The sequence below is a fragment of the Brevibacterium rongguiense genome, assembly GCF_009857845.1.
In the GTDB taxonomy this organism is placed as follows: domain Bacteria; phylum Actinomycetota; class Actinomycetes; order Actinomycetales; family Brevibacteriaceae; genus Brevibacterium; species Brevibacterium rongguiense.
In genome coordinates this window covers 1-11,658 of sequence record NZ_WWEQ01000013.1, presented here as the reverse complement: position 1 = coordinate 11,658, position 11,658 = coordinate 1, and the positions used below count along the sequence as shown (strand labels likewise).

Annotated in this window: 12 protein-coding genes; all 12 read left to right on the top strand. The window is 72.6% G+C overall.

The genetic code is table 11. The features are described 5' to 3' along the window. Positions 1 to 51 precede the first annotated feature (51 nt). Positions 52 to 1,197 (top strand): acyl-CoA dehydrogenase family protein, encoded by a 1,146-nt coding sequence (locus GSY69_RS04565; RefSeq protein ID WP_328698764.1) that lies wholly within the window; start codon positions 52 to 54, stop codon positions 1,195 to 1,197. A 146-nt stretch (positions 1,198 to 1,343) separates the two neighbouring features. Then, positions 1,344 to 1,868 carry a MaoC family dehydratase gene (locus tag GSY69_RS04560; RefSeq protein WP_160952698.1) on the top strand — a complete coding sequence of 175 codons (525 nt, stop codon included), beginning with the start codon at positions 1,344 to 1,346 and terminating at the stop codon, positions 1,866 to 1,868. Positions 1,869 to 1,967: 99 nt separating this feature from the next. Further along, positions 1,968 to 3,938 carry an acetate--CoA ligase gene (locus GSY69_RS04555; protein WP_160952743.1) on the top strand — a complete coding sequence of 657 codons (1,971 nt, stop codon included), beginning with the start codon at positions 1,968 to 1,970 and terminating at the stop codon, positions 3,936 to 3,938. 410 nt (positions 3,939 to 4,348) lie between these two features. Then, on the top strand, positions 4,349 to 4,903 hold the full coding sequence (locus GSY69_RS04550; protein WP_160952697.1) for a peptidoglycan-binding protein: 555 nt from the start codon (positions 4,349 to 4,351) through the stop codon (positions 4,901 to 4,903). 84 nt (positions 4,904 to 4,987) lie between these two features. Beyond that, the gene (locus GSY69_RS04545; RefSeq protein ID WP_160952696.1) at positions 4,988 to 5,578 is read left to right on the top strand and encodes an NlpC/P60 family protein; all 591 of its coding nucleotides are present in this window, start codon (positions 4,988 to 4,990) and stop codon (positions 5,576 to 5,578) included. Between the two features lie 254 nt (positions 5,579 to 5,832). Further along, on the top strand, positions 5,833 to 6,414 hold the full coding sequence (locus tag GSY69_RS04540) for a peptidoglycan-binding protein (RefSeq protein WP_160952695.1): 582 nt from the start codon (positions 5,833 to 5,835) through the stop codon (positions 6,412 to 6,414). A gap of 41 nt (positions 6,415 to 6,455) precedes the next feature. After that, positions 6,456 to 7,097, top strand: coding sequence for a peptidoglycan-binding protein (locus tag GSY69_RS04535; RefSeq protein ID WP_160952694.1), 642 nt, complete (start codon positions 6,456 to 6,458; stop codon positions 7,095 to 7,097). Positions 7,098 to 7,149: 52 nt separating this feature from the next. Next, entirely contained in the window at positions 7,150 to 7,578 is a 429-nt protein-coding gene (locus GSY69_RS14895) for an ArsR/SmtB family transcription factor (protein WP_160952693.1), read from the top strand. A 91-nt stretch (positions 7,579 to 7,669) separates the two neighbouring features. Beyond that, entirely contained in the window at positions 7,670 to 8,482 is an 813-nt protein-coding gene (locus GSY69_RS04525) for an IclR family transcriptional regulator (RefSeq protein ID WP_160952692.1), read from the top strand. 191 nt (positions 8,483 to 8,673) lie between these two features. Then, positions 8,674 to 10,020 (top strand): 4-hydroxybenzoate 3-monooxygenase, encoded by a 1,347-nt coding sequence (locus GSY69_RS04520; protein WP_328698763.1) that lies wholly within the window; start codon positions 8,674 to 8,676, stop codon positions 10,018 to 10,020. Then, the gene (gene pcaH, locus GSY69_RS04515) at positions 9,989 to 10,855 is read left to right on the top strand and encodes a protocatechuate 3,4-dioxygenase subunit beta (RefSeq protein ID WP_160952691.1); all 867 of its coding nucleotides are present in this window, start codon (positions 9,989 to 9,991) and stop codon (positions 10,853 to 10,855) included. Before GSY69_RS04520 ends, pcaH begins: the two co-directional genes overlap by 32 nt. Beyond that, the gene (gene pcaG / locus GSY69_RS04510) at positions 10,848 to 11,462 is read left to right on the top strand and encodes a protocatechuate 3,4-dioxygenase subunit alpha (protein WP_160952690.1); all 615 of its coding nucleotides are present in this window, start codon (positions 10,848 to 10,850) and stop codon (positions 11,460 to 11,462) included. The genes pcaH and pcaG overlap by 8 nt, the downstream gene beginning before the upstream one ends. The last annotated feature ends 196 nt before the right edge of the window (positions 11,463 to 11,658 follow it).

Sequence of the window (11,658 nt, the reverse complement as noted above, 5' to 3'; positions counted from 1 at the left end):
TCTACGGTTGCCCCAGGGACCCGCAGTTCCCGCGCCGTCGAAGGAGACACCGTGATCGCATCCGAAGAGCAGACGATGATCGACACCGTCAGGTCGTTCGTCGACCACGAGGTGCGGCCGAACGTGAATGCGGTCGAGCACGCCAATGAGTACCCGGAGGCGTGGATCGAGAAGATGAAGGAGATGGGCATCTTCAGCCTCGCGATCGCGGAGCCGTGGGGCTACGGCGGCGTCTCCGCGGAGGCCTACGCTCTCATCACCGCCGAGCTGGCCCGCGGCTGGATGTCGCTGGCCGGTGCGATGGGCGGCCATTCGGTTGTCGCCAAGCTCATCCAGGCCTTCGGCACGCAGGAGCAGCAGGATGCCTATCTGCCGCGCATGGCCGAGGGCGAGCTGCGCGCCACGATGGCGCTCACAGAACCCGGGGGCGGCTCGGACCTCCAGGCGATCCGCACCGTCGCCGCCCGCGACGGCGACGACTACGTCATCAACGGCTCGAAGACGTGGATCACGAATGCCCGCCGCTCCGACCTCGTGGCCCTCCTCGTCAAGACCGATCCGCAGGCCCAGCCGCGCCATCGCGGCGTGTCCGTCCTGCTCGTGGAGAAGGGCCCGGGCTTCGAGGTCTCGCGCGACCTGCCCAAGCTCGGCTACAAGGGCGTCGAGAGCTGTGAGCTCAGCTTCACGGACTTCCGGGTCCCCGCCACCGCCCTGCTGGGCGCCGAGGAGGGCCACGGCTTCGCGCAGATGATGACGGGCCTCGAGACCGGCCGCCTGCAGGTGGCCTCCCGGTCGATCGGGGTGGGCCAGGCAGCGCTCGACGACGCGGTGCGCTACGCCCAGGAGCGCGAGTCGATGGGCAGGCCCATCTGGAAGCACCAGGCGGTGGGCCACCGGCTGGCCGCCATGGCCGCCAAGCTCGAGGCCGCCCGCCAGCTCGTCCTCCACGCCGCCCGCACGCTCGACGGCGGCGGCCGCGTCGATATGGAGGCGGGCATGGCGAAGTACATCGCCTCCGAGACCGCCGCCGAGGTCGCGCTCGACGCCATCCGCGTCCACGGCGGCTACGGCTACTCCACCGAGTTCGAGGTCGAGCGCTACTACCGCGACGCCCCGCTCATGATCGTGGGCGAGGGCACGAACGAGATCCAGCTCGACGTCATCGCCAAGCAGCTCATCGCGCGCAACCGGGTCTGAGCCCCACCGCGCCCGAGGTGCGTGCCCGGGCCCGCTGGCCGCACCTCGGGCGCGGAACCGCAGGACCCGGCCGCACACCGGTTCCACAACCCCCATTGACCCCACTGCCCAGGCCCGGACCGGGCCGCAGCATGAGAGGACACACCATGACCGTTCACCGCGGATGGCAGGGCCGGTACTTCGAGGACTTCGCCGTGGGCGACGTCTTCGAGCACCCGCTGGGCCGCACCGTCACGGAGACCGACAACATCTGGTTCACCCTGCTGACCCAGAACACGGCGCCCGTCCACTTCGACCGCGAATACGCGAAGAAGACGGAGTTCGGCAAACCGCTCGTCGACTCGACGTTCACGGTGGCGCTCGTGACCGGCCAGAGCGTGACCGATGTGTCGCAGAACGTCTTCGCCAACCTCGCCTGGGATCGGATCACGCTGCCGGCCCCAGTGTTCGAGGGCGACACGATCCACTCGCGCTCCACGGTGCTCAGCGTGCGGGAATCGCAGTCACGGCCCACCCTGGGCATCGTCACCGTCAAGACGGAGGGCTACAACCAGCGCGCGGAGGTGGTGTGCGCCTTCGAGCGCACCGTCATGGTCTACCGTCGCGGGCACGGCCCGAACGCCGAGCCCATGCCCGCCCCGCCGCTGCCCCCGGAGGCCACCCAGGACTGAGACCCGGGCCGCCTGCCGCCGGAGAAGGACGACCCGCCCGGCCCCCGCGTGCGCCACAATGGTGTGAAGCACATCACCGTCGATTGCACGGAGGGCATCATGGCCGACCAGCGCACCGCTCAGACCCCCACCCCCGCCGAGGACCCCTACGAGGCCGCCGCCCGCGCGGCGGCGGAGGACCCCGAGCGCTACTGGCTCGAGGCCGCCGCCGCGATCGACTGGGTGAAGGCGCCCACGCGAGCCCTCGACGACACCCGCGCGCCCATCTACCGCTGGTTCCCCGACGGCGAGCTCAACGTCTGCTACAACGCCCTCGACCGCCACGTCGCAGCGGGCCGCGGCGACGACGCAGCCCTCGTCTACGACTCCCCGGTCACCGGCACCCAGCGCACCTACACCTACGCCGAGCTCACCGACCTGACCGCCCGCTTCGCCCGCGCGCTGGCCGACCGCGGCGTGGCCAAGGGCGATCGCGTCATCATCTACATGCCCATGATCCCGGAGGCGGTCATCACGATGCTCGCGTGCGCGCGGCTGGGCGCCATCCACTCCGTGGTCTTCGGCGGCTTCTCCGCCAAGGAGCTCGCGGTGCGCATCGACGACACCGCACCCCGGGCCGTCGTCTCCGCCTCGTGCGGAATCGAGCGCACCCGCGTCATCGAGTACAAGCCGCTGCTCGACCGCGCCATCGAGCTCGCCGAGGCGAAGCCCGAGTTCAGCGTCGTCGTCCAGCGCCCGCAGGCACCCGCGCAGCTGCGCGCGGGCTTCGACCTCGACTTCGCCGAGCTCATGGCGGCCACCCCGGAAGGCGCGCCCTGCACGACGGTGCGGTCCACGGACGAGCTCTACGTGCTCTACACCTCGGGCACCACGGGCAAGCCCAAGGGGATCGTGCGCGACTCCGGCGGCTATGCGACCGCGCTCGCGTGGTCCATGCCGCACCTGTTCGGCCTGCGGCCGGGCGACACGATGTTCACTGCCTCCGACGTGGGCTGGGTCGTAGGGCACTCCTACATCGTCTACGGCCCGCTGCTGGCCGGTGTCACGACCGTGCTGTTCGAGGGCAAGCCGATCGGCACGCCCGATGCCTCCACGTTCTTCCGCGTCATCGCCGACCACGGCGCCAACGTCTTCTTCGCCGCCCCGACCGCCATGCGCGTCATCCGCAAGGAGGACCCGGACGGGGAGTTCATGAAGAGCCACGACCTGTCGAGCATCCGCGCGTGGTTCATGGCCGGCGAGCGCCTCGACCCGGGCACCTACGAGTGGACGACGCAGAAGCTCAAGGAGGCCACGGGCCGCGACATCCCCGTCATCGACAACTGGTGGCAGACGGAGACGGGCTGGCCGATTGCGACGAACCCCATCGGCCTGCGCACATTCCCCCTCAAGCCGGGCTCGCCCACGAAGCCGGTGCCCGGCTATGCGATTGAGGTGCTCGACGCCGCCGGCGAGCCCGTCCCGGCGGGCACGGAGGGCCTCGTCGTCGTCCGGCTGCCCCTGCCCCCGGGCACCATGGCCACGGTGTGGGGCGACGACGAGCGCTACGTCTCGTCCTACCTCTCCGCGTTCGACGGCTACTACCTCTCCGGCGACGGCGGCATGGTCGACGAGGACGGCTACGTCTACGTCATGGGCCGCACGGACGACGTCATCAACGTCTCCGGCCACCGCCTGTCCACCGGCACCATGGAGGCGGCGCTGGCCTCCCATCCCGCCGTGGCCGAGTGCGCGGTGATCGGGGTGGAGGATCCCACGACGGGCCAAGTCCCCAGGGCGCTCGTCGTGCTGGGCGGCGGGCAGGCCGCCGAGTCCGACGCGCAGGCGCTGCGCGACGAGCTCGTCGCCCGAGTGCGCGAGCAGGTGGGCCCGGTGGCCGCGCTCAAACGCATCGACTTCGTGCCGGCGCTGCCGAAGACCCGCTCGGGCAAGATCCTGCGCAAGACGATGCGCGAGCTCGCCGACGGGCGGGCCGACGTCGTGGTCCCCTCGACCATCGAGGATCCGGCGGTGCTCGACGGACTGCGCGAGGTACTGGCCAGCACGACGGGTGAACGCCCGGCCAACTGAGCCGCAATACGAGTCCAACCCCAGGTGAGCGCGCCGAAATCCGAACTCACCACGTGAGACGCGCGGAGAATTCTCCGCGCGTCTCACGCGTCCGGCGCACACAATCCGCCCTGTTCCTGGGAATCCGCGAAGGGGCGGGCCAGGGCTGGCCGGCATACCCCTCCCCCCTACCCGCCGCCGAGGCGCGGGCTCAGGGCGCGCCCAGCTCGCGGTGATCGTCCTGCCAGCCGGATCCGGTTGCCGGGCACCGCTCCGTCTTGCCACGTTGGTAGTGCACCTCGGACGCGGCAGATGCGCCGCACACGTCGCAACGCCAGCGCATCTGCACCTGCGACACGCTGCACGCTGGCTGTCGCCGCACCGGGGGCATCCGAAGAAGAGACCGCCATCGACAGGAGCGAAGAAAGACCATGAAGTTCTCACGCATCGCCATGACGACCGCCCTCTCCGCCGGAATCCTCACCGCCGGGGTGTTCGGCTCCATGCCGGCCCAGGCCACGGAGGGAAGCCAGCCCGTCGAGGCGCACGCCCAGGCACATCCGCAGGCGAGCGCCCAGAGCGTCAGCGACCTCAGCGCGGAGCAGGTCGCCAACGTCAAGACCATCATCAAGGTGGGCAAGGACAACAAGATCCCCAAGCAGGGCGTGAAGATCGCCCTCATGACCGCGCAGCAGGAGTCGACGCTGCGCAACCTCGACTACGGCGACCGCGACTCGCTGGGCCTGTTCCAGCAGCGCCCCTCCACCGGCTGGGGCACGCCGCAGCAGATCCAGGACCCGGTCTACGCCAGCGAGTCGTTCTACGGCGTCAACAAGGACGGCAGCAACCCGGGCCTGCTGCAGGTCAAGGGCTGGGAGTCGATGGACCCCGCAGCCGCCGCGCAGGCCGTGCAGAAGTCCGCCTACCCGAGTGCCTACGCCCAGTGGGAGGGCCTGGCCGACGAGCTCCTCACGCAGTACTACTGAGCCGCTGCGCGCCCATGGGCGGCCCGCCGTGAAACTGCGGGCCCCGACCCGTCAGAGCACTCCATCGACGCGAAGGGGAATGACATGAACACCGCACTGCGCACTCTCACCCTCACCGGCGCCGCGGCGGCCGTGGTCGCCACCGGCTTCGCCGCCGCCCCCGCCCAGGCGCACGAGAGCCACGGCGCTCACGCGAGCGGCGCCTCGGCGACGGCCACGGCTCCCACCTGGCCCACGGCAGGGACGCAGGCCAGCCCCGAACAGCGCCGCGCGACGATCATCGAGCGCGCGAACTTCTGGGCGAAGGACCCCGTGCCCTACTCCATGGAGCGCACCGCGGCCGATCCGAACGGCAAGCAGTACCGCGCGGACTGCTCCGGATTCGTCTCCATGGCCTGGGGGCTCAAGTCCAGCCTCAGCACCGTGACGCTGCCCGACGTGGCGCACCCCATCAAGAAGGACGAGCTCAAGCCGGGCGACATCCTCCTCAAGGGCGGCCCGGGCACGGGCGGCGCCAACGGCCACGTGGCGATCTTCAACGGCTGGGCCGACGATTCCCACACGAAGTACCACGGCATCGAGCAGGCGGGGCGAACGGGCACGGCCGCGCGGGACATCGCGTTCCCCTACGACCAGGACAGCTCCTACGTGCCGTACCGCCTCAACGGACTCTGAGGCAGCGGACTCTGGGGGCAACGGGCTCTGGGGCAGCGGGTCCTGAGGGGCAGCGCTCCCCGGAGCCCCGCACCCCGAATGCCTTCCCGCGGACAGCAGCGGCGGGGGCGGGCCATCACCGGCCCGCCCCCGTCGCGGTCGTCCAACGGGCCCACCACCTGGGCCGATCGCTTCCGCTTCGGGCGGCACTCCGCTAGGGTCGTGAACCGAGTCACCCTTCACGGACCCTTCCCCCACGAAGCGAGCACCCGCCCATGCGACTGACCCGCACCCTCCCCGCCACGGCGCTGACCACCGGCCTGCTGGCGGCAAGCATGCTTGCCGCGGCTCCCTCCGGCCCCGCCGAGGCGGCCAACGCGACCCGCCACACCGCCCACCACGCGCAGGCGTCCTCCACGGCCACGGCGCAGAAGGCCGCGAAGAAGCCGGCGCCCCCGCGCAATCTCACCCGCGCGCAGGTGAAGAACGCGCGCACGATCATCGCGGTGGGCCGCCAGCACCGGGTCCCCACCCGCGGGATCAAGATCGCCCTCATGGCGGCCCTGCAGGAGTCCTCGCTGCGCAACCTCAACCGCGGTGACCGCGACTCCGTGGGCCTCTTCCAGCAGCGGCCCTCCCAGGGCTGGGGCAAGCGCTCGAAGCTGCGCGACCCCGTCTACGCCTCGCGCGCCTTCTACGGCGTCACGAAGGGCACCCGCAACCACGGGCTGCTGCAGATCCGCGGCTGGAAGAGGATGTCCCACGGCACCGCCGCCCAGCGCGTGCAGCGCTCGGCCTACCCGCGCGCCTACGCCAAGTGGGCGCGCACGGCCGACCGCCTCATCGCCTCGGCCTGAGCCGCCGCGGGCGCCCCGGCCGCCTTCGTAGACTGGGGCCCATGCCGTCCTCCTCGCGCCCTCCTGCGCCGCGCACCCGCGCCGCCGCCCGCGCCCGGGAGCAGCGCCGCGCTCGCCGGCGCAGGGCGGTCCGCTCGCTGACCGTGGGCACCGCTGTCGTGTGCGCCCTGGCGCTCGTCGTCGCGGGGACCGTCTGGATGATCGCCCCGCCGGGCGGGGACGGCCCACAGGCCCCGAGCGCCGAGGCGAATCCGGACGACCCCGGCCTGCTCGATCGCGCGCAGCGTGCCAATGCCCGCACCATCATCGGCGTGGGGCGGCCCACGGGCGTGGGGCGCGAGGGCATGATCATCGCGCTCATGGTCGCACTCCAGGAGTCCACGCTGCACAACCTCGACCACGGCGACCGCGACTCGGTGGGGCTGTTCCAGCAGCGGCCCTCCCAGGGGTGGGGCACGAAGCGCCAGCTGCAGGACCCGCGCTACGCCGCCCGCGCGTTCTACGGCGTGGAGCGCGGCTCGGACAACCGCGGCCTGCGCCAGATCAAGGGCTGGCGCACCATGACGAAGAACGATGCCGGCCAGCGGGTGCAGCGCTCCGCCTACCCGCACGCCTATGCCAAGTGGGAGGCGCTCGCCACCGCCCTCTACGACAAGGAGAGGCGGGCGCCCATCATCCGGTGAGCCCCGCCGCGGACTCGGCGGCCCACCAGGGGCGGCGGGCTAGAATTCCGCTATGACCACGCCGTCCCCCGCCCCCAGCACCGCCGACTCCGTCCCCTCTGCGCCCGATTCCGCCCCCGCGGCGGGCGCCGACTCCGCCCCGCACGCGCACGCCGCGGCCGATGCCGTCCGGCTCCACGGTGCGAGCCTTGCCTCCGATGCCTCGGTGGCCCGCACCGCCGAGGTGTTCAAGGCCCTGGCCACGCCGTCGCGCCTGCGCATCCTCCTGGTCCTGTGCCAGGGCGAGTCGTCCGTGTCGAACATCGTCGACGAGACCCGCCTGTCCCAGCCGCTCGTCTCCCAGCACCTCAAGCTGCTGCGCGGCCTGCACCTCGTCGACGTCGAGCGCTCCGGGCGCGAGGCGATCTACGCGCTCAAGGACTCCCACGTCGCCCACGTCATCCTCGACGCGATCGCCCACAGCGCCGAAGCCCAGCACTGATCCGCCGCGCACGGCGCACCGGGCGGCGCGGCCGGAGACCGCCGCCGCGCGGCTCCAGCTGCCCCAGCCGCCCCAGCCAAGGGAGGACCGCATGGCCGGCGACTCGATGCTCGCGCGGATCGTGCGCATCCTCTCCGCGTTCGACCACGCCCACCCCTCGCTGACGCCCGAGGCGCTAGCGGCCCGCGCCCAGCTGCCCGCCTCCACGGCCTACCGCATCGTCTCCCAGCTCATGGCCTACGAGCTGCTCAGCCGCGATGCCGACGGCCGGCTGCGCGTGGGCGTGGGCATGTGGGAGCTGGCCAACCGCGCCTCGGACACGATGGAGCTGGGCCGCGTGGCCCGGCCCCACATGGCCCGGGTGCAGCGCTTCGTCGGCGAGCACACGCACCTCGCGATCCTCCGCGAATCCGAGGTGCTCTACCTCGAGCGGCTCTCCGCCCCCGGCGCCGTGCCGAACATCGGGGCGGTGGCCGGGCGCCTGCCGGCCCACGCCTCGGCGGCGGGCCTGGTCCTGCTGGCCCGGCAGCCGGCGCGCGTGCGCGACGCCTACCTGGCCCGCCCGCTGCGGGCGGTCACCGAGCACACGATCACGGACCCGGCGCGCCTGCGGGCCATGCTCGTCCACATCCGCCGCAACGAGCTCGCCCACCTCTCCGGGCACATGGTGGCGGGCACCTCCAGCCTGGCCGTGCCGGTCTTCGACGCGAGCGGCACGGCCGCCGCCGCACTGGGCATCGTCGTCGACACCGTGCGCCGCCCGCCCACGGAGGCCCTCGTCGGCGCCCTGCGCACCGCCTCCCAGGGCATCACCGCGGATCTGGCCGCCGGCGCACCTGACACACCCGGTACGGCAGACGCACCCGACACACCCGGTGCAGACGGTGGGGCGGACGCGCCCTGATTCCCGGACCGCCCACCCCCGCGCCGGCCCGTCCCCCGGGGCCACGCTGCGACTCAGGCAAGCCTCGGGATTATCGCTGAGTGAGAATCCATTGGCGCGCCCGAGGTGTGAGGCAGGACACTGAGCACACGCGCCGTCGGCGCATCCGGGTGCCGCGAGGGCACCCGCCTCCCGATCCGGAAGGAGCAACGGTGCTCCCCACCGCCCCACCCCCCGTCACCGAGCGCACCCAGGTGGGCATCGTCGGCGCGGGGCCCGCCGGGCTCATGCTCGCCCACCTGCTGCGCACCGCCGGCATCGACGCGATCGTCATCGACAACCGCACCCGCGAGCAGATCGCGCACACCCATCGCGCCGGAATCCTCGAGCACGGCTCGGTGGCGCTGCTCACCGAATCCGGTGCGCGCACCCGCGTGCTCACCGAGGGCCACCGCCACGACGGCATCGACGTGCGCGTCGACGGCGAGTCCCACCGCATCGACTTCCGCGCCACCGTGGGCGAATCGGTGTGGCTCTATCCGCAGAACGAGGTCTTCGCGGACCTCGCCGCCACGGCGGACGCGGACGGCACCGAGGTCCACTACGGCGTCGCCGACACCGTGCCCGGCGGCTTCGAGACGGACCGCCCCGCCGTCGCGTTCACCGATGCGCACGGGGTGCGGCGGCGCATCGCCTGCGACTGGCTCGTGGGCGCGGACGGCTCGCGCTCCGCCTGCCGCCGCGCGGTGGGCGAGGGCGCGCTCACCCGGTACTTCCACGAGTACCCCTTCGCGTGGTTCGGGATCCTCGTGCAGGCCCCGCCCAGCGCCCCCGAGCTCATCTACGCCCGCTCGCAGCGCGGCTTCGCGCTCATCTCGCAGCGCTCCGCCGACGTCCAGCGGATGTACTTCCAGTGCGATCCGGGCGAGGACCCGGCCGCATGGTCTGACGACCGCATCTGGGCCGAACTCACCGCCCGCATCGCCGGCCCCGACGGCCTGGCGCTGCAGACCGGGCCCATCTTCGAGAAGACCGTGCTGCCCTTCCGCTCGACGGTCACGCACCCCATGCGACACGGCCGACTGCTGCTGGCCGGCGATGCCGCCCACACGGTGCCGCCCACCGGGGCCAAGGGCCTCAACCTGGCCTTCGCCGACGTCGCCGTCCTCTTCGCCGCCCTGCGCGCCGAGCTCGTCGACGGCCGGCGCGCCGGCCTCGACGCCTACTCCGCGACCGCGCTCGAGCGGGTGTGGCGGGCGCAGAGCTTCTCCTCGTGGCTGACGTCGATGCTCCACCGCAGCGAGTCCGCGAGCCCGTTCGAGGAGATGCGCGCGCTGGGCGAGCTGCGCGGCGTGCTCGCCTCCCCCTACGGCCGCCAGTACCTCGCCGAGGCCTACACGGGCTGGCCCCGCGCGCGGGCGCGCCGGCCAGCGGGCCCGGCCCGCCCGGTCGGTGCCCCAGTGGCGGACCCATCGCCCCAGCAGCGCCCCCCGCACCACCAACACAGCCCTTCCGAAGGAGGATCCGATGACACAGCAGTCAGCGGCGCCGCAGTCTGACCCGGGCGCCGAGGCGTTCCAGCCGCCGCACAGCGAACCGCACGCGCCGGCGCTCGGCCCCGATGCGGCGAAGTCCAGCCAGGCCGAGGTCGACGCGGAGATCGCCGCGCAGCACGCGGACTACGACGAGGCGGCCGCCGCCGGCGGGGCGCCGGAGGTCCAGCCGCGGGTGGACTTCGCGCCGTACCGCTCGTCGATCCTGCGCCACCCCACGAAGAGCCTGCACCACGCGGACCCGGAGACGATCGAGCTGCACTCGCCGGCGTTCGGCCACCGCGACGTGGGCGCGCTCGAGTCCGACCTGACGATCCAGGCCAACGGCGAGCCGATCGGCGAGCGCATCCGCATCCGCGGCCGCGTGCTCGACGGCGACGGGCGCCCGGTGCGCAATCAGCTCATCGAGGTCTGGCAGGCCAATGCGGCCGGCCGCTACATCCACAAGCGCGATCAGCACCCCGCCCCCATCGACCCGAACTTCACCGGCGTGGGCCGGGCGATGACCGGCCCGGACGGCGAGTACGAGTTCCTCACGATCAAGCCGGGGCCCTACCCGTGGAAGAACCACTTCAACGCCTGGCGCCCGGCGCACGTGCACTTCTCGCTGTTCGGCACCGACTTCACCCAGCGCATGATCACGCAGATGTACTTCCCCGGCGACCCGCTGTTCGCCCTCGACCCCATCTACCAGTCGATCCGCGACCAGCGCGCCCGCGACCGGCTCATCGCCCAGTACGATCATGAGGTGTCCGAGCACGAGTGGCTCCTGGGCTACAGGTGGGACATCGTGCTCACCGGCTCGGGCCGCACGTGGACGGAAGGAGACGACGATGAGTGAGACCCGTGCCGCAGGCCCGTCCGCCCTGGCAGGGCGCGCGCCCGGCGACTTCGAGCCCACGCCCGGCCAGACGATCGGGCCGTTCTACGGCTTCGCCCTGCCCTACGAGAAGGGCAACGAGCTCGTGCCGATCGGCTCGGCGCGCTCCGTGCGCCTGACCGGCACCGTCTACGACGGCCATGGCGAGCCAGTCCCCGATGCCATGCTGGAGATCTGGCAGGCCGACGAGCACGGCCGCATCAGCGCCGAGCCGGGCTCGCTGCGCCGCGACGGCTTCTCCTTCACCGGGTTCGGCCGCGAGGCCACCGACGATGCGGGCCGCTACACCTTCTCCACGGTCGACCCGGGTCCCACGGAGGAGGGGGCGGCGCCGTTCATCTCCGTCGTCGTCTTCGCCCGCGGCCTGCTCAACCGCCTCTTCACCCGCATCTACCTGCCCGAGGACGCAGCCGCGCTGGCAAACGACCCGCTGCTGCGCTCGCTCGAGCCTGAGCGCCGGGCCACGCTCATCGGCCGGCGCGAGGCCGACGGCGGCCTCCGCTTCGACATCCGCCTGCAGGGCGACGGGGAGACCGTCTTCCTCCAGTTCCCGCGCAACGCGGACTGAGCGGGCAGGGCACCGGGGGCAGGCGAGCATGAGCGCACAGGACGGACGGGCCACGGCGGGGGGCGCCCCCGGGGCGCTGCTCTTCGAGCCCGGGGCCGCGCAGGACGCGCGGCGGGTGGGCGACGGCGCGCTGCTGGCGGCCATCATCCGCGTCGAGGCCGCGTGGCTGCGCGCGCAGGCGGCCGCGGGCGCCCTG